The sequence below is a fragment of the Methanomassiliicoccales archaeon genome (assembly GCA_038850735.1).
GTDB lineage: Archaea > Thermoplasmatota > Thermoplasmata > Methanomassiliicoccales > JACIVX01 > JACIVX01.
This window is the reverse complement of the sequence record JAWCLO010000004.1, coordinates 1-18,805: the sequence shown is the minus strand read 5'-3', so window position 1 is coordinate 18,805 and position 18,805 is coordinate 1. Positions and strand designations below refer to the sequence as shown.

At 42.1% G+C, this 18,805-nt stretch carries 19 protein-coding genes and 1 tRNA gene; 14 read left to right on the top strand and 6 right to left on the bottom strand.

Annotation, left to right across the window (positions count from 1 at the left end; translation table 11 throughout):
- Nucleotides 1-85: 85 nt before the first annotated feature.
- Nucleotides 86-616, top strand: a complete 531-nt coding sequence (locus QW087_03510; GenBank protein ID MEM2943788.1) for a hypothetical protein — start codon at nt 86-88, stop codon at nt 614-616.
- On the opposite strand, the gene QW087_03505 is transcribed toward QW087_03510, so the two are convergent.
- Complete coding sequence (locus QW087_03505) at nt 613-1,620, bottom strand: isocitrate/isopropylmalate dehydrogenase family protein (GenBank protein MEM2943787.1); 1,008 nt, start codon at nt 1,618-1,620, stop codon at nt 613-615. The genes QW087_03510 and QW087_03505 overlap by 4 nt on opposite strands.
- Nucleotides 1,621-1,622: 2 nt before the next feature.
- The gene (locus tag QW087_03500) at nt 1,623-2,561 is read right to left on the bottom strand and encodes a deoxyhypusine synthase (GenBank protein ID MEM2943786.1); all 939 of its coding nucleotides are present in this window, start codon (nt 2,559-2,561) and stop codon (nt 1,623-1,625) included.
- A gap of 194 nt (nt 2,562-2,755) precedes the next feature.
- On the opposite strand from QW087_03500, the gene QW087_03495 reads away from it, so the two are divergent.
- On the top strand, nt 2,756-3,634 hold the full coding sequence (locus tag QW087_03495) for a cation diffusion facilitator family transporter (protein ID MEM2943785.1): 879 nt from the start codon (nt 2,756-2,758) through the stop codon (nt 3,632-3,634).
- Nucleotides 3,635-3,784: 150 nt separating this feature from the next.
- Nucleotides 3,785-4,960, top strand: coding sequence for an MFS transporter (locus tag QW087_03490; GenBank protein ID MEM2943784.1), 1,176 nt, complete (start codon nt 3,785-3,787; stop codon nt 4,958-4,960).
- Here the strand turns inward: QW087_03490 and QW087_03485 are convergent.
- Both QW087_03485 and QW087_03480 read right to left on the bottom strand, forming a co-directional pair.
- Complete coding sequence (locus tag QW087_03485; protein ID MEM2943783.1) at nt 4,932-5,504, bottom strand: thymidylate kinase; 573 nt, start codon at nt 5,502-5,504, stop codon at nt 4,932-4,934. The genes QW087_03490 and QW087_03485 overlap by 29 nt on opposite strands.
- 3 nt (nt 5,505-5,507) lie before the next feature.
- The gene (locus QW087_03480; protein MEM2943782.1) at nt 5,508-6,212 is read right to left on the bottom strand and encodes an SEC59/DGK1/VTE5 family protein; all 705 of its coding nucleotides are present in this window, start codon (nt 6,210-6,212) and stop codon (nt 5,508-5,510) included.
- 267 nt (nt 6,213-6,479) lie between these two features.
- Here QW087_03480 and QW087_03475 point away from each other — a divergent pair, with 267 nt between their 5' ends.
- The 8 genes from QW087_03475 (at nt 6,480) to QW087_03440 (ending at nt 12,166) form a co-directional block, all read left to right on the top strand.
- A complete protein-coding gene (locus QW087_03475; protein ID MEM2943781.1) occupies nt 6,480-7,172 on the top strand; it encodes a hypothetical protein in 693 nt (230 codons plus the stop codon).
- The gene (locus QW087_03470) at nt 7,169-7,879 is read left to right on the top strand and encodes an ATPase domain-containing protein (GenBank protein ID MEM2943780.1); all 711 of its coding nucleotides are present in this window, start codon (nt 7,169-7,171) and stop codon (nt 7,877-7,879) included. Before QW087_03475 ends, QW087_03470 begins: the two co-directional genes overlap by 4 nt.
- Before the next feature lie 257 nt (nt 7,880-8,136).
- Entirely contained in the window at nt 8,137-10,260 is a 2,124-nt protein-coding gene (locus tag QW087_03465) for a sodium-translocating pyrophosphatase (GenBank protein ID MEM2943779.1), read from the top strand.
- 138 nt (nt 10,261-10,398) lie between these two features.
- Nucleotides 10,399-10,962: a DNA-directed RNA polymerase gene (locus tag QW087_03460; protein MEM2943778.1), complete on the top strand. Its 564-nt coding sequence runs from the start codon at nt 10,399-10,401 to the stop codon at nt 10,960-10,962.
- Nucleotides 10,959-11,144, top strand: coding sequence for a transcription elongation factor subunit Spt4 (spt4, locus tag QW087_03455; protein MEM2943777.1), 186 nt, complete (start codon nt 10,959-10,961; stop codon nt 11,142-11,144). Before QW087_03460 ends, spt4 begins: the two co-directional genes overlap by 4 nt.
- A gap of 40 nt (nt 11,145-11,184) precedes the next feature.
- On the top strand, nt 11,185-11,667 hold the full coding sequence (locus tag QW087_03450) for a GTP-dependent dephospho-CoA kinase family protein (protein MEM2943776.1): 483 nt from the start codon (nt 11,185-11,187) through the stop codon (nt 11,665-11,667).
- Entirely contained in the window at nt 11,664-12,002 is a 339-nt protein-coding gene (gene rps24e, locus QW087_03445) for a 30S ribosomal protein S24e (protein MEM2943775.1), read from the top strand. The genes QW087_03450 and rps24e overlap by 4 nt, the downstream gene beginning before the upstream one ends.
- 11 nt (nt 12,003-12,013) lie before the next feature.
- The gene (locus tag QW087_03440) at nt 12,014-12,166 is read left to right on the top strand and encodes a 30S ribosomal protein S27ae (protein ID MEM2943774.1); all 153 of its coding nucleotides are present in this window, start codon (nt 12,014-12,016) and stop codon (nt 12,164-12,166) included.
- Nucleotides 12,167-12,287: 121 nt separating this feature from the next.
- Here QW087_03440 and QW087_03435 read toward each other — a convergent pair whose 3' ends face one another.
- Nucleotides 12,288-13,943 (bottom strand): hypothetical protein, encoded by a 1,656-nt coding sequence (locus QW087_03435; protein MEM2943773.1) that lies wholly within the window; start codon nt 13,941-13,943, stop codon nt 12,288-12,290.
- 145 nt (nt 13,944-14,088) lie between these two features.
- Between QW087_03435 and QW087_03430 the strand changes: the two genes are divergently transcribed.
- From QW087_03430 to QW087_03420, 3 genes are all read left to right on the top strand, one after another.
- A tRNA-Arg gene (locus tag QW087_03430) sits at nt 14,089-14,203 on the top strand.
- A gap of 71 nt (nt 14,204-14,274) precedes the next feature.
- Entirely contained in the window at nt 14,275-15,444 is a 1,170-nt protein-coding gene (locus QW087_03425; GenBank protein ID MEM2943772.1) for an aconitase X catalytic domain-containing protein, read from the top strand.
- On the top strand, nt 15,441-16,238 hold the full coding sequence (locus QW087_03420) for a DUF126 domain-containing protein (protein ID MEM2943771.1): 798 nt from the start codon (nt 15,441-15,443) through the stop codon (nt 16,236-16,238). Before QW087_03425 ends, QW087_03420 begins: the two co-directional genes overlap by 4 nt.
- Before the next feature lie 4 nt (nt 16,239-16,242).
- Here the strand turns inward: QW087_03420 and QW087_03415 are convergent.
- Nucleotides 16,243-18,805 (bottom strand): class I tRNA ligase family protein (locus QW087_03415; GenBank protein MEM2943770.1); only part of this gene is annotated, 2,563 nt, incomplete at its 5' end.

Below are 18,805 nucleotides of genomic sequence, written 5' to 3'. Positions count from 1 at the left end.
AATCAGATAGATATTATTTATATACGGGTTATCGTTCAGCCCTTTCAAATGTTCCGGAAACCGGATTTGGAAAAATAGGGATTTCATGTTATTAATCACGCATCTCTTATTCATCGCCATTATCATCCATATGCTAAAACTCGATAGAAACGAGATTTTTGTTCTATTGCTCTTCGGAGTTCTTATTGATATTGATCATTTATTCGGGATCCCCACGTTCATCAAAAGCAATGGTATTTCAGGTATCTTTGACATAGATGCGCTTTTATCTTCGCCAGTACAATGGAAATCTATTTTACATTCCCCGATGGCGATTATCATCGTCGCTCCCGCATCTATCTCTTTCAGATATTCGATTCCAATTATAGCGTGGTGCTCGCATCTTGTAATGGATTTTGTCCAGATTGAATTGTTAGGGGTACTTTCATTGGCTGAAATGATTCTGATTCTTGTATTATTCTTCATCTATGTTTTCATGGAAGTAAGGGAATTCCGCATTAAATGCTCGTTAAGGCCATCAGGAGTTAGGCAATTCATATCCTGGGAATTAGGGAAAATCAGGAATCTCATTGTTACTTTTGGTTCCAAAAGATCATGCTGGAAAACAGTACGCTAATCATCCTGGCTTTCAATTTCTTCTATAATACTCAATAGAGCTCGAGTAAAGGATTCTGTGCTGTGGGTGCCTCCCAAATCGGGCGTGCGAATTCCATGCTCAAGAGCAATCCTTACAGCGTTCTGAATTCTCTCTGCTAAGTTGGGCAAATTAAGATATTCAAGCATCAGTGCGGAAGAGAGTATTGCAGCAACAGGATTTGCTATTCCCTTTCCTGCAATATCGGGCGCCGAGCCATGACAAGGTTCGAAAAGGCCAAATCCATCACCGATGTTAGCGGAGGGTGCGATCCCGAGGCCGCCAACGAGCGCCGCGGCTTCATCGGAGAGAATGTCACCGTACAAATTGAGAGTGACGATACAATCATATGCCGTTGGATTGCTGATGAGAGCTGCCGCCATTGCATCTACATGTATATCGTTCGCCATGAGTTTTGTTTTTTTCGTTTCCTCAAAAAAAATCTTTCTAAAAAGCCCGTCAGATTTTCGCATTACATTGGCTTTATGGACACATGTGATTTTCTTTCTTCCTTTTTTTTCGCAGAGGTTTATTGCAAATCTGACAATCCTCTTGCATGCCTTCTCGGTAATCTTTCGCTCAAGAATAACTCCCTCTTCAGTTTCCCTTTCTATACCTGTATAAACGTCTTCTGTATTTTCGCGAACAATGACTATGTCCATGTCTACTAGTCCGATCGATGGAATGAGGCGCCTGAAAGGCCGCACGTTAGCGTAGAGATTAAAGTACTTGCGAATATATAACAAAGGTGAATCGTACTGTGGATCTTCTGGTGTAGTAATTGCACCGAAGAGGCATGCATCGGATTCAGCTAGGAAATCAAGTGTTGATTTGGGTAGATAGGTACCAGTTTTCTTGTATGCAGAAAGCCCTATTTCGGCATCGACAAATTCGACTGGCGTCCCCAAATATTCTATAACGGATCTCGCTGATTTCACTACTTCAGGTCCTATCCCATCGCCACCGATTATCACGACCTTCTTCAACACTAATCACCAAGTCTTTCTAAGACACTTGCTATAATTAATGGGAGAGTAATTGTGGCATCTCCCTCCACAGTGATTTCTTCTGCAGTTTCCTTTACTTTTCCCCATGATTTCGCTTCTCTTGTTCTTGCACCGGAAAGGCTGCCATCATATTCCTGTGCCGTAGTGAGATAGACAACGTAGTCCAATCCTCCACGGAACTGATTCCACCAAATTGTATGATGCTTTGAGATCCCACCTCCAATGATAATTGCCCCTGTCTCTTCTGCGTCAAAGACTATGTCTGCAAGCTCTTGCTCATCTCGAAATGTATCAATAGAAATATTTTTATGAGTCTGCCAGTACATCCAAAGCTGAGATCCAAACGCGCCGTCCATAATGCCAGGTACATAAATAGGTATTTTATTATGGTAACACCAATATAAAAGTGAATCGCTATTCTTCAATTTTGCTCCTATCAATTCTATGATTTCCCTCGTTGACAAGGAGGATTTATTTTCGAATATCTGGGAAAACATTGGAATTAATTTTTCTTCAAGAACCAAACCGTAACTTTCGTCAGGTACAAGCACGTTGCCAAGTCGGTTAATACCTTTCTTTCTCAACTCAACATCATCCATATAGAAATCGCCATGATAGTAATCTTTCCAGGAACGGGCGAGATCATGGTCTAGCGTTCCACAGGTAGTGATGATGACATCGATCAATTTTCTTCTTGCAAGTTCTACGATAACGCCTCTTGTTCCCGTAGCTATGATACAGGCTGGGAAAGAAAAAAAGACTGTACACTTCTTGCTTCTAAACATTTTTTCCACGATATCGGCTGCATCCGAAACTTTTCTGCCAGTAAATCCTCCAGAATTCTTCATTTGGGAAACTAATTCATTTACAGTCAGCTTCGTTTTTAGCTTGATATCCTTAACTGGTCTCTCTTCATGCATGAGCATTCCTCTCTTTGTCCGCTTACAATCGTATCAGTATATAAAGGAACTACTATCGCTCAATGAATGTAAATTCTCAAGTAATTTTTTGCCGACGCAAATGAGAATGCATGAATATGTGTGTCAATTATATCGCGAAAACCCCCCCCACCAAAAATCCCAAGTAAGAAAAATGTTCTTTTCTCTTGATCGATTTGAAGAGAATTAAGGCAGCAAGGATTTCGGTAATCAGCAATTCCATCCTTGTTTGTTTGAAATTAATAGCAGGATTCTTGATGTTTTCAGTTAGCATGATCTCCGAGGCTCTTCATTCTGCGATGGATCTCATTGCAGCGATTATTGCAAATTACTCTGTAAACAAAGCAGCCCAGCCACCTGATTATGATCATGCTTATGGCCATGGAAAATATGAAAACATGGCAGGTACAATAGAAGCATTGCTCATCTTTTTTGTCTCAATCATTATTGTTTACGAGGCTTTGATGAAAATACTGAATAATGTTGGCGTTGAATTGGTTGAAGTCGGAATTTCAATCATGGCGTTTTCCATAGTTGTAAATTTTCTTGTTTCCCGTTACTTGTCTAAGATCGCCGAAGAAGAGGATTCTATCGCCTTGAAAGCTGATTCACTCCATCTTAAGACTGATGTTTGGACATCTGCAGGTGTTCTCTTCGGTCTTGTTGGGATCCGTCTAACAGGACTAACAGTATTGGATCCATTGATAGCTATTGGTGTCGCATGCGTCATCTTGAGGGCGGCTTATAACCTATTCATTGAGTCAACAAGAGGACTCGTTGATGAGAAACTACCTCCCGAAGAGGAAATGGTCATCAAGAACGTTCTACTAGATCATATGCCTAGCGTTGTCAATTTTCATTCATTAAGAACGAGAAAATCGGGAAATCAGAGATTCATAGATCTGCACTTGGTAGTTGACTCAGGGATGAGCGTTGAGAATTCCCATAGAATTGCGGATCATCTTGAATCAGAGATATCGAAAAGGCTACCAAATACAAGTGTTCTCATCCATATTGAGCCCAGCGACTCTCAAAGGGACGATAAAGATATGTGAATTTAAGAGTTGCGGATTCGCTTGGCGAATATGAGCCTCTCCAGTTTATTGTTGTAGCGGATATTACTACAACAATTTTCACACTCTCCATGAAATATAGGCTTTCCTCGTCTCAATTGATTGATATAATAGCAAGAAGATTCGCCGTCAGTGACAGATCTAAAAAGGATCTCGATTTATTTAGGATCGTTCATCGGTCCCCTTTCGGGTAATGCCGTATTGGCACTTGTTCCGACGCTGAAAGCAGAATTTGATGCTTCTGCGCCATCGGTCTTACTTTCAATAACTTTCTTCATGATTCCATTTGCTTTCTTCACTCTATTTTCGGGTGCGATTTCAGACGTTTACGACAGAAAGAAAACAGTCTTACTTGGCTTCCTCTTTTACATCGTTGGAAGCATCTTTTGCGCGGTGAGTCCGAATTTATCCTTTTTTTATCTTGCTAGAATTATTCAAGGCTTCGGTTATGGATTTGTGAATCCCGTTCTAGTGGCGATACTCGGGGATATTGTACCGTATGAAGAACGGGGTAAGGCAATGGGTAATCTCGGGGCGGCAACGACAGCAGGGATCGCTTTGGGTCCATTCATAGCTGGTTTCATCTCGATTGTGAATTGGCGCGCGGTATTCCTTGTTATAGCCTCAATGATCGCAGTAATTGCGCTCTTCTTCAGGATCCAATTTATGAACATGATTTTTGCGAGAGGCACTCAAAGTGCATTGCAAGTAATCAAAAATTTATGGCAAGGAATACGTGATAAGAAGATTTTTGCTTTATCTCTCACAGGTTTTCTCACCTTCATTGGCTATGTTTCTACAATATCATTCGTTTCCGATTTTCTATCTTTACCTCCATTAAGTCTAAAGGAAAGCGATATTGGAGCAATTATGGCCACCACGGGAATCGCCGGAGTACTTGCGGCACCAGTTGGGGGAAGACTAACGGACAAGCTCGGAAGATTCATTACGCCCATAATAGGCTATATTTTAATCATAGTATCAATGGTATTAATGGGATCTACGGATACCCTTTTCATGATTGTCGTATCGCTTGCAGTTCTTGGTTCGGGGACTGCGATTGTATGGGCTCCTTTGTTGACATTATCTGTGGAAATCAAACCAGGCAGTCGAGGCACGGTGTCATCGCTCTTTAACGGATCGAGATTTTTTGGATATTCTCTCGCACCGATAATCGCCGCACCGATTTATGTATCAAGCGGAATCGAAGCAGTATACTTATTTACAATACTTCTAGCAGTCTGCGCAAGTGGGGCTGTTTGGATAGTCAGTATTATCGCTAATCCCAGTGCGTCAATATCTCGATGAGCTTTATGTGGGATTCCGAGTCGTTATTACTATTGTCAAGAATGCTCCACTTGCCATTTGACAATCGCAGCATGCGATCGCGAACCCTATGCAGATGATCAAGTTCTTCAAACATTTCTTTTTCTTCATTACGCGCCATAATTCTCTTATATGCAATGTGAGGATCAACATCAATGAGTATTAGCTTATCAGGCACAGGAAGCAATTTCTCAAAAAACTTGTACCCAAATTCTGATAATTTCTCAGGCAGGTATGCAGTGGCTAAAATATACCTCACGAAAACGATGTTGCGCCAACCTTCCTTCCTTGACTTCATTATGTACAATGATTGAAATACGTCTATTATGAAGAAAAGTGCTGCCAAAAGCTCCATGATTTTCCCGGCTTTTCGAAGAGCCCAGCGAGAGATTCTACCGCACAATCTCTCCGACGGATGAATGAAAACCTTCGTTGTCTCTCCCCTCTTTTCGTAGTAATCTTTGATCCACATAGCACACGTTGTTTTTCCAGAGCCATCTATTCCATCAATCACGATCCACCGCATTGTCTAAATCCCCGTAAAGTAAACGACACACGAGGTGAGTATGGGAATGACAATGTTATCAATATCACCTGGGGTAATCAGCTCAACCAAGGCCACGAAAGCTCCTATGCCTAGTGAGATCCCGATGCTCGGGATTACACTGGGCATCGCAACTGTAAACATTGAATTAGTGAACAAGTAGTCGTAATATGAGAGAACAGCAAGAGTTGCCACTGAGGTTGCAATAAACACAGAAATCGAGCCTTCAAGACTCTTTCCATATAATAACTTTCTGCGCCCATAACGTCTTCCAACAAATCCGCCGAATCCGTCTCCATATGCCATCGCAACTATTCCTATAGATGCGATTGCCCGGTTATCAAAGAAAATGAAGGCAAGTATTGTCCAGGAAATTGCATACATCACGAGACCTAGTCCATGCCCAGCTCCTGTAGTTCTACCTAGAACAGAATTGCGCAATTTCGGAATGGGTGAATAGGGCGACACCAATAATAGAATTGGCACAAAAGGCGCAGCAGCGAGAAACGCCATAACCCATGCTTGGTCAAATACCCACCAAAATAGAACAATGTTTCCCGTAGCCATATGTATGAATTTTCTTTGCGCATCGCCACCATAGCGTTTTCTAATATGTTGAGAAATTGCGACTATTGATGCCACGTAACAATAGACGAGTAGAAGCCCTATTACGTCGCCTCTCCCCAGCATTTGATGGTAAAAAGGGTTATAAGTATATAGAGGTTTAACAAGCAGTCGAATAGTATGGAGCTTGGTCTGATGGATTTTTGAAATTGAGATCGATCATAATATTTTGCATTTTTTCATTTCGAAGAGAATCCATTCCTTTTTTTTCAAAATTCTAGGGATAGCTACTAGAGGCGATAAAAAGTAGATCTATTGTTAAAATTACAAAAGGGTGCACTCTTGAGGACAGCAAAAGGATATATGCATTGAATAGCTTCGTTTCAAATGAGCATGAACGAACGAGATGTGTCCTTAGCCAAGTCCTTTGCGGACGAGCTAGTCAAGTCAAAGGATTTGACACCATTAATACTTAATGCTAGAACAACTCAATTTATGAGAATTAATCTTATTTTACTAAAGGCAATGTCCAGTCTTATGGGAATGCGCGGTCTCGTAATCACCATTGATAGGCCGAGCCATTACATTGCCTATCTGTTGAAACTTCATAATATCAGTATCAACAATCTTACGTTTGTAGATATCATTGCGAAATTTTCTTCAGATAGAAGGTCCACTTCAGTGGGACTCGAATTGTTAGGTGAGCCTTTCAAAATTGATAATTTGCCAGAATTACTAACGCATATTTCATCTGCATCAAATTCACGGCCTGTTGATTTGAACTCTTTTGATTTTGCGATTATAGATAACTTGGCCACATTGATGATATACAATGGATACCCAGCAACCGAAAGATTTCTGCGGGACTTTGTGCATTCAACTGCAATCGCTAGAGGCGTTATTCTGCCTATACTCGTCGACAGAGAAAAACATCCATTCTTGTATGAGATTGCCCGCTCTATCAGCAAAAAAGAAGTCAAAATAGAAGATCATAGAATCTCATCATCCCTGTTATCTCATGATTTAACTCATTCCCCTAGCAGAAGTGAATTTGGGAAAATGAACGACAAGGAGGCAGGGATTTGAATTTTGAACAAGACTCGACCAAGTGGACCAACAAAATCGTACGAATTCCATCTGGAATTTCTGGTCTCGATGAAATGATAGAAGGAGGTTTTCCATTTCCTTCAGTAATATTGGTGTCAGGAGCAGCTGGCACTGGCAAGACAACATTTGCCCTGAAGTTTTTGTGTAAAGGGGCTGAAATTGGAGAAAGAGGGTTGTTTATTACCACGCTGAGCGAGCCAACTCAATGGATGCTGAGGTTCGCATCTCAATTTGATTTTATAAAGCCCGAATATTTCGGAGGTGACATATCATACCTCGATCTTGGATCCATTATGCGAAGAATGGACCCCGACAAAATACTCGATACAATAGAACGGCAAGTTGCCGAGATTATTCCTCAAAGGATCGTAATCGATCCAATCACCGTCGTAGGAAATATGATAAAGAGTCAATACAGACTCTTTCTTTTTGATCTTGTTAATATGCTCAAGAATTGGAATTCTACAACGGTTGTCACTGGTGAAGTCAATCCTTCGGACCTCTATCCCCCTGAAATTGCTTACGCAGTTGATGGAATAATACTGCTTATGTTTTCAGAAGAAGCCGGTGCACGCCGAAAGTATCTTGAGGTGCTAAAAATGCGCGGGACGAATCATCTTACAGGACGTCAATCGATTGATATTACTAAATCAGATGGCATAGTAGTGTTGAAGGCGAGATTCTAGTTTTCATGATCATTTGATGAAAGACTAGGAAATTTGAACGCTTCTATGTTTGCTGCGACACACTTTTAAATGCCCTGATCTTGGAATTGAAATCCATAGCACAGGCGAAAGCATTAATGGAAGACATGAAAATGCAAAACTCATACAAAACTGCCGATACATTCGATGCTTATTTCGATCCATGTAGCGATCACGAGAATAAACGATTTATATAAGTACAAAAATAACCGGGCCAAAACACCGGGGACGGATTGTTTATGGACACTTTGTTATACATAATACCATTGGCAGGCGTTGTTGGACTATTGTTCGCAGGATACCTGACGTGGAGCATCTTCAGAAAAGACACTGGCACACCAGAAATGCGGGAGATTAGCGATGCGATACGAGTCGGAGCGATGGCATATTTAGCAAGACAGTACAAGACAATTGGGATAATCAGCATTATACTTGCAATAATTATTTCGGCAGGAATCAGACTCGAGGTCGGCGTGGCGTTTCTCATGGGTGCGTTCTTCTCTGCATTATCGGGATACATAGGAATGTACGTTTCAGTCAATTCAAACATCAGGACTGCAAGCGCTGCAAGAAGGACTTTAGATGAAGCTCTCAAGATCTCATTTCGAGGAGGAGCTGTTTCGGGCCTTGCCGTTGTGTCATTGAGCCTTTTGGGAGTTGCAGGTGTAATCTTTCTCTATGAAATGTTCTTCGGATTGAAAGATGCCTTGTTTTACGCAGTTGGCTATGCATTCGGTGCAAGTTTTGCAGCACTTTTTGCCCAGCTGGGAGGAGGGATTTACACTAAAGCAGCAGATGTAGGAGCAGATCTAGTGGGAAAGGTTGAGGCAGGCATTCCTGAAGACGATCCAAGAAATCCAGCGGTTATTGCAGATCTTGTTGGCGATAATGTTGGAGATTGCGCTGGTCGTGGAGCCGACCTCTTTGAATCGACAGCCGCAGAGAACATTGGCGCAATGATCATTGGTCTGTCAATTTTCTTATTTGTTAAGAATACTACAGGGCAAGAACAATATGGGTGGATTTTCTTTCCATTAGTGGTCAGAGCTCTGGGAGTATTTGCGGCAATCATCGGTATTATGGCTGTACGAATGAGAAATGAAGAGGAGCATCCGATGAGGGCTCTCAACAGAGGTTACTACCTTTCCTGCGTTCTAGCTGCGATATTTTTCTACATAGCAGTAGATAGCATGCTTGGCAGTATAGAATACTTCTATTGCGGTCTTGTCGGCATTGCCTTGAGCATTATTATCGTTTACATAACACAGTATTACACTTCTGGAGAATGGAGACCTGTGAGAGAAATCGCTAAATCCTCTGAAACCGGTCCCGCGACTAACATCATCACAGGATTTTCAGTTGCGCTAGAGACAACAGCGATGCCCGTAATTGCCATAGGTATTGCGCTATTAGCGGCTTACCAATTGGGAGTGATGGCTGCACCCGAAGGCTCGGGAACATTCATTTACGGAATTTACGGAACTGCAGTAGCAACCATGGGCATGCTCGCAACATGCGCTTTCATTCTGGCTGAAGATACTTTTGGACCGATAACAGATAATGCTGGTGGCATTGTCGAGATGTCGGATCAACCCGAGGACATAAGAAAGAGAACAGACAGGCTCGACGCTGTTGGAAACACTACTAAGGCTCTCACAAAGGGATACGCAATGGGCTCAGCTGCGCTTGCGGCTTTTCTGCTTTTCGCAGCATACTTTGAAGAAGTGGCTAAATTGATGAATGATAAGCTAGGCAGTGGAACGTTGACGTTGGCTGATGTATTCCATGTCGACATTGCTAGTCCTCCTGTATTCGTCGGTGCTTTCATAGGAGCAATGCTCGTGTTCTTGTTTGCCTCGCTGGCAATCAGAGCCGTAGGCAAGGCAGCATACAACATGATAAGTGAAGTTCGCAGACAGTTCAGAGAAATACCTGGATTGCTTGAGGGAAAAGCTAAGCCAGATTATGCGAAGTGTGTCGATATAAGCACCAAAGGTGCATTGAAAGCTATGGTTTTGCCAGGAATACTACCAGTAGTTGTCCCGGTTACTTTTGGCTTGATATTAAGGGCATTAGGATATTCTGAGGCCGTCCAAGCAGTAGGAGCGCTTTTGATGGTGGGAACGATCTCGGGCGTACTTATGGCCACTTTGATGAACAACGGCGGAGGAGCCTGGGATAACGCCAAGAAGTATATAGAAGCTGGACATCACGGTGGAAAAGGTACCCCAGCTCACGCTGCAGCAGTTGTTGGAGACACTGTGGGAGATCCGTTCAAAGACACAGCAGGACCTTCTCTCCACGTCTTAGTGAAATTGCTTTCAACTATCACCTTGGTGTTTGCCGCTTTGTTTGTGGTCTGATTACAAACCTTTTTTTATTTTCAATTTTTGATTCTAATCTTAAAGTATTCTTTATGGTGATTATTCTGGAGCTTTTGCGAGAGGCTCAAGTTTTAAATAAGGGTTGAGTCATGCCCAAATGTCCAAGAGGGGCTTGCAATGTACTTGCTAACAACTCAGGAAAAAGTAGTTAGAATTCCTCCGCACAGGCTCGGAGAAGATCTAGACAAGGTTGTTAAGGAATTGACAAGGGAATCATTCGAAGGAAAAATCGAAGGCAATGATTCATACACAGTCTTAGTTAGAAATATTGAACCAGTGGGATTGGGGCGAGTTGTTCATGGTGATGGTGCTGTTTATCAAAAAGTGAAATTTGAAGCGCTTGTATTTCGACCACAGTTGCATGAGGTTATTGAAGGATTTATTTGTGAAGTAATGAAATTCGGTGCATTTGTGAGATTCGGTCCCCTGGACGGTCTCCTTCATATAAGTCAGGTACTTGATGATAGAATCGATGTTGACGTTGAAAATCAACGACTTATTGGGAAGGACACAAAAAGAGATTTGAAGCTGAACGATAAGGTGCGGGCGAGGATAGTTGCGTTGAGTCTTAATGAGCGATCGCCTAGGGAGAGCAAAATAGGGCTCACGATGAGGCAGCCAGGGCTTGGAAAATTTGAGTGGATTGAAGAGGATCGGAAAAAGAAGGGTGGTGCCTCGTGAAGGTGCAACGTGCGTGCAAACATTGTAGTTATATCGCTGAGGAGGAAACTTGCCCTCTGTGTGGAAATCCTACTTCTGAGGATTGGCAGGGATACGTGATCATTATAGACCATACGAAGTCTGAAATAGCAAAGAGGATGGGCATTAATGTCAATGGGAAATTCGCACTCAGGGTCAGATAATCTAGAAGTTCCTAAGAAAGGATGGATTTTACAAGACTCCATGCGTGAGCAATTGCACATGCCCTTTGGAGTTCTTGTTAACATGGAAGATATTCAAAGCGAAATTCGGAATTGTCAGAAGTTAATCACAGTTGGGGATGTAGTGACTTCGAACCTGTTGCAAAACGGATTATTGCCTGACATATTGATTTTTGACTTCAGAACAAAGAGAGAACATGCGGATATTCTAAAAGATCTAATTGAGAAAGTTGACGGCACAATGATTTCTGTAAAAAATCCAGCATCCCATATAAGTCCCGACCTTGTTGAAACAATCAGAGGTGCACTTAATGAAGAGGGCAGGATCAAAATCTTCGTTGATGGAGAGGAGGATTTGGCTGCTCTGGTTTGTGTTGCTCTTGCCCCTGTAGGGACTTGCCTAATCTACGGGTTACCCGATAAGGGAATGGTTTTTGTAAGGGTCAATGACAATATTTCCAAGAAGGCAAAAGCCATTATTTGCAAAATGGAGGAATGTGAATGAAGATCGAAATAATTGAAAAGAAAGAGAACGTTCTTCAACAAAGACTGGAGGTGCGCTTCAAGATTGATCATACTGGTGAGCCAACACCTTCACGAGATGCGATCAGATCGAAACTCTCTGAAATTCTAAATGCTCCAAAGGAGCGCGTAATTCTTACAAGTGCAAAGACTGAGTTTGGCCGATCGCATACAGTCGGATATGCCAAAGTCTATGATTCGATAGAAACGGCAAAACTCAAAGAGAGTAAATTTGTTCTCGTTAGAAACAAGCTAGCTGAAAAGGAACAGAAAAAGCAAGAAAAGAGCACAAAACCTGCGCCTGCAGCTAAGAAATAGGAGGGCTAGTCATGGCGAAAAAGGATTATTATCAGATCAATAGCGGGAAATTGGAAAGAAAGAAGAAGCACTGCCCGAAATGCGGACCTGGGGTATTCCTGGCAGAACACGCGGACCGAATATCATGTGGCAAATGCGGATATACTGAGTTCAAAAAGAAGTAGCTCAGGTTCTTTGCGAACTGCAACCAATTGGCTTTTGTAGAGATGCTTAGGTCTGCATTTTTTGCCAATCTTCGAATCAGGACCTCCAGATGAAAATAGAAAATGAAAAGATATTATGGAATCAAACGGACGTCAACACTTTATTATAAATAGCCCCGATCACTGCCCCAACAGGTGCAATTTTCACACTCATGAGAAAGCCGTAAATGATTGTTGCGAAACTAGAATCGAAACTTGGAATGTCCATTTCGAAACTCCAGGTAATGAATTGCGCACAGAGTGAAACTGGAATTGAAAGCAAGAGTCCCGCAACCGATCCATAGATGATTCCACCTAGTCCCCCTTCGGATTTCCATGACACAAGCGAAGAAGAAGCGGCAATAAATGCTGCAAGAATTGTCAGGAGAATGCTGGTGGCAGAGTGCTCACCCGCTGTTAAACCCTCCATCACAGAATAAGCGATTGCACCTCCGAGCGCTCCTAAAAAGAGCACGAATGCGTGGTGTCTGTTAAAATTAACAATCTTCCTGCGCCAGTGGTAAACAGGTATCAAAACAATTTCGGCAATAATGAGAAATCCTATTGCCCGAGTAAGCGCGCTGTTACCATAGGTTGCTTCTGAATCATCTATGAGTGCGTAATGATTTCTTGACCAAATGACTAAGGAAGATCCAGTCGTATCTACAGCAAGTCTTGTTGAATTCAAAAGTGTCGTGTCAGCTCGCCATATAGGAGTAGCTCTTCCTAATTGAAATTTTTCGATTTTGTCTGAAGTAACGACAAAAAATTCATCGGACACCGATGGGACGGCAACTTCTTCGATATTTGGAATCGATATTATAGGGGTTATGATTGTTTCGTTTACAAAAATCAAAGAATCGTCGGATCTTAAAATGTATGACTCCGCTTCTCCATGCATGAATAAAGATGTAGAATTTAGCGGAAGATCAGCTGTCCACACAATATAATCCCTATAGAGATCAATATGGGCGAGATGCACAGATTCATCACCGTAAAGTACAGCAAGATATACACATGAGGGTGAGACCTCAAGCTTTTTAATTCTTTCTGAGAATTGAAGTATTGCCCTAGGTTTGCTATCTGTGGCCCTAAAATAGTAAACAGTGTTATTTTCTAAGGCAATTGCAATTCCATTTGCGTTTTTAGCAGTGGAGACTTCTACAATTTCCTCATGGAATTCGTACTTCCAGAGGATTGCTCCTCCCGATGATACCGAAATCTGCATCAAACATGTACTGGTATCGTTTCTGATAATGCAACCAATTTGAGTTGGGCGATACAAACCCATTGCATATTTCTCAGAAATCCCAAGTAAATCTATTGAGCCATTCAATTCAATTGAAAATAGAGCACTGTTATTATTAGGCTCATAATAAGAAATCATATTGCTGCCAATCAGAATTGCCACCGCACCAGTCATGCTCCCTACGATGTAATCAGTAGGGTGGCCGGAAATAAAATATTCCAATGTATTGCCATCTTCAAGAGCCAATATACTGTCATTTGTCCTGACAAGCACACGATCTGGCACAGCGAATTTTACTTCTAAGACATCAGATGGTAGGGTAGCTATTTCTACTTTCTTTTCATCTGTTGCTATTGTAAGATTGTAATAAATTAGCGCAAGATCTATGCATATAATGATGACGAGTACGATGGAAATAGTAAAGCGCTTACGTTGCTTGGCGGATTTCGGAATCAGCCACTTCAGAGTTCTTAGCATCACAGCACCTATCAATTCGTTGAGAACATTCAACAATCTTAATCATTGTGTATTCACAGTCTATATAGATTGAATCAAAATCCAAAATTCAAGCTTAGAATTTGAATCTAAGAATTTTCTGCTCATCGAGATCAATTCAAAAGCTTTATTGCATACACATTCTATCGGGCCATTTAAAGGGCCTGTAGTGTAGCTTGGATATCACAGAGGCCTCCGGTGGCAGATGTCCGAAGAGAGCCTCAAACTCGGGTTCAAAATCTCTGAACTCAGAGATGAAAATCCCGGCAGGCCCGCCTTGATTTCCTTCGATTTTTAGTTTTGCTATCATAAGGTTTTTCTATTTACATGCCTACTCGGATTCAGAATGTACCTGACAAAAGCCGAGGAGAGGATATTAAGCGGAGAAGAAGGCTATGGCAGGCAAAAAGCTATGGAATTGCTGGTAGCACTCGGTACAATTTACGATGCTGATCACTTGATACCCATCACATCTGCTCATCTATCGGGCGTTTCCTACAAAACAATCGGCGATGGTGGAATTAGTTTTTTGGCCGAAATTTCGAGAGATACAAGGGTTGAGGTGCCAACAACGTTAAATCCTGCAGGCATGGATCTCAGACGATGGAAGGAAATGGGCGTGGATGAAGAATTTGCAGAAAGACAGCTCGAAATAATATCTTATTACGAAAGAATGGGAGTAACCGTGAGTTGCACTTGCACACCATACCTTACCGTAAATAAACCTCATCAAGGCGATACAATTTCCTGGGCGGAATCATCTGCTCTGTCTTATGCAAATTCAGTGATAGGGGCGAGGACGAATAGGGAGGGTGGACCTGGAGCTCTTGCCGCTGCCATAATCGGAAAGACGCCAAATTACGGTTTGCATATAACCGAAAACAGAAAGCCGACGATTATAATCAAGGCAAAAATCAAAGCTGGTGTGTTTAGTCACTCATTGCTTGGTTATGCAGTAGGAAAAATCGTTTCAGGCGGTATACCTTATTTTACCGGAATCCATCCAAATGCAGATGAACTCAAAACGATGGCTGCAGCAATGGCGTCATCAGGATCCGTGGCGATGTTTCACGTGGAAGGATTGACGCCTGAGTCAAATCATTTCGATTTATCGCATTTAGAAAAGGTTGAGGTAACTGATGAAGAACTTAAGGAAGTCTGTGAATCACTGACCTCAGGAACTGATCCTGAGCTAATCGCACTTGGTTGTCCGCACCTCTCGATTGAGGAAATGAGGTGGCTTGCTGCGGAGCTTGCTCAGGCTAAAAAGAATAAGGATGTAGATGTTTGGTTTTGCACTTCAAGATATATGACAGAAAAGTGCCCCAGAGAAACAGAAATCCTAGAACGCTTTGGCAAAGTTGTATGCGATACATGCATGGTTGTAGCGCCTATTGAAAAACGTTACAGATTCACTGGAACAAACTCAGCTAAGGCGTGTTGCTATTTGCCTACCCTCTGCTCGCAAAAAGTGACCTGTGCGGATGCAATTCGACTATTGGAGATGGTCATTTGATTTTGAAAGGTAGAGGTATTTCTAAAGGTAAAGTGGAAGGAAGAATACTGCTCATAAATTCACCCTTTAGCTTTCTTGGTGGTGTTAATGTCACCAATGGTACTTTACTTGCACCTGAGAATTTGAAGGGGACGAGCATAGACGGAAGAATCATGGCGTTCCCTGTAGGAAAAGGAAGCACGGTTGGCTCTTATGCGATTCTTCAGCTCAAGAAGATGAAAAAATCTCCTGCCGCTATCATTAATCATAGAGCAGAACCCATTATAGCAACAGGTGCGGTAATGGCCGGAATTCCAATGATTGATTGCATAGACATATCTCTCTTGAGAAATGACGATCGCGCAATTGTAAATGGTACTACTGGTGAATTGGAACTGCCTGATATAGACGAGGTTAACGTTGTATCGTGTATTCTTAAAAGAGATAATGAAATCCTGATACTGAAACGGAGCGAAAAAGTCGGGACTTTCAAAGGGTATTGGGCCGGCATAAGTGGATTTGTGGAAAAGAACGAAGTGCCATTGGAAACAGCATACAAAGAAGTCCTCGAAGAGGTCGGAGTTTCTAATGCAAAACTCCTAAAAGTTGGACCTAAAATATGGGCGCGATCGGGGAATAGAATTTGGGCAATTCACTCCTACTTATTCGAAGTTGGCGATTTTGATGTTACATTGGACTGGGAGCATACTGAGTACCAATGGGTAAAACCGCACGAACTGGAAAAATATAAAACTGTTCCGGGGTTTGACATGGTGATTTCGGCACTATTGAATCGAAGCGATCGCAACTCCTGATGCATTAAATTGTTGTATCAACTTCTTTCTCCAAGAGATTAAGTTCGTGCTGTGCGAGCGTCGAAGGATTCAATGCAAGCAGTAGTATCGCTTCCCTAATTGCCACCTGATCGCGGAGGGACTGGACGAATCGAAGAACTGTAATGAAATTGTTATTAGTAATGAGGTATTCAAGACCATCCAGCAGTATAATGGCGTTTTCCGTGGATGAAAGGAATTGCTCAAGCGAGACACTGAGCTTCTCCAAGTCTTTAGGACGAAGACTGTTTTCCTTTCCCACATTTGAAAGCCATATTATGGGCACATCGCCAATATCATACCTCGATCTTATCTTTAGAGGATAGTTTCTCGTTACGCAGAATCCCTTAAAACCCTTTGAAAGGGCCTGCTTAAAAAGATAGTAAGATCGCTCTGATTTTTCCTCCTTGATCAGATAAGTGAATGATTTTTCGAGTTGAATATCTTCCATGACTGGGCTTTCTAATGCTTCGACTTCTTCAACTTCTTGTGAACCAATGGAAACACTCGCACCACATGAGGAACATGAAATTTCATTTGGCCTGATGATCGCACCACACGTAGCGCACTTTAAATTCTTTTCAAAACCACCATAAAGTGCATAATTGAAAATCGCTTCTGCCGTCTTTGATCCTATGCCGCCAAGCGCGCGGAGCTCCTCAAGTTTCGCATTCTTAATTTTCTCCAAATTATTGAACCCAGAATCGTAAAGAAGCTCTGCTTTGACTCTATTCATTCGCGGTATTCGCAATAAGTACATAATAAATTCTTCCTTTGGCATGGCCTTGTCTTCCTTCAGTACTTTGCCGCAGGATGAGCAAACAAGCGAATCCATCTTTACAGGAACCCCACAATTTGGGCATGTTTCAATTACTTGAGGTTCACTTTTTTCGAAGTAATGCAGTATCTTTCTTAGGTCGTTCTTGTCTAGGCCACTGACTTTCGATAGGGCTTCAGTTCCTGCTTTTCTTAGACCTTCAATGTTTCTGTATCCTGCTTCTGCAAGTGCAATAGAGGCTTCTTTTGATAGGCCAGGTATCATCGAGAATTCCTTGATTGCATCTTTTGTGTGAAGCGAGGTAATACCTATTACCACCTTTTCTCCTTCAATATCCCATTCAACGACCATTTCTCCATCTGGCTCATCAACAAAAACAATGTCACGAGCCCTTGTCTCATTCATTACATAGCTCTTATGGCTTTCAATGAATTCTTGAATTTTCTCGGAAGCACTCAATTGTACCTTTATATATTCTTCAATATCCAATTTCGCATCCTTCCTCATTTGCTGAATTCTTCTGATAATTTCTCGTGCGTATCCTTCGGCTTCGATTTCCGGTGTGATTTTGAAGTCCATATATAATTCGCCGGCTGAGAATTTCGTGCCGATGATATCTGGTGGAAGGGAGACTGTAAATGAGACCATATTGGGCTCGATTTTGAGCAACTGCCCCTCGACCCCGAGATAATATTCTCCCTTTTCGACGCTTTGCTTCACTTGTTTTGCCGGTCTTGTCTTAAGCAGAACCGCTATTTTACTCGACCACTGTCTGTATACTTTTCCAATGGCATGTGGATTTGGAACTACGTTCAGAATGAGCTCTTCCCACTCCTCACCTGGATCGACATATTCAATTGTTTTGACATTTGCTTGCGACAATAATATTGATTCAAGCGACTTGATCGAATTCATTACTTCGTTGCTATTCGCCTTTATAATTATACGACGAAGTGGCCACCGAAGCTTGACTCCCTGAGCCTGACGTTCCTTTGTGACAATTTCAACAATTTCTTGAATGGTCTTCATTGCTGATTCTAATTTATCATTCGTACGCGTAAGGTCTGCTGCTGGCCAATCTAGCATGTGGATGGATTCCATAGAGCCATCCAAGTGTTGGTAAATCTCTTCGGCAATATGAGGACAAAATGGTGCCAGGAGCTTGGTGACATTCATCAGAACATCGTGTAGAGTCTTGTACGCTGCTAATTTATCCGAATCTCCTTCTTCTTTCCACATCCGATCTCTAACAAGTCTCACGTACCATCTGCTCAAATCTTCGAGTATGAATTCTTCAAGCGCTCTAGTCGCTTTATGCAACTCATATGAATTGAGATGACGTGTGACATCGTTTTTCAGTTTCTCACATCTCGAAATAAGCCAGAGATCCTCCTTTCTGAACGCATTTTTTATTATTTCATCGTTTACTAATGCAGGATCAAACTTATCGAGTGCCATGTAAGAAGTGGCAAAATTGCAGACATTCCATAAAATGTTGAGGGTCTTTCTTGCATTTTTCACGCCCTCAAATTGAAATGCTATGTCCTCCCATGGCGCATTCGTTCGCATCATGTAGAATCTCAGCGCATCGGCCCCGTATTCCTTTATGACGCTAGCCGGCTCAATTACATTTCCGCGGCTTTTCGACATCGGTTGCCCTTTGGGATCAAGAACCCAACCGTGCATCAGTACCGATTCATAGGGTGCCCTCTGGAAGCAAATGCAACTAGCAGCAAGTTGCGAATAAAACCATCCTCGTGTTTGATCATGC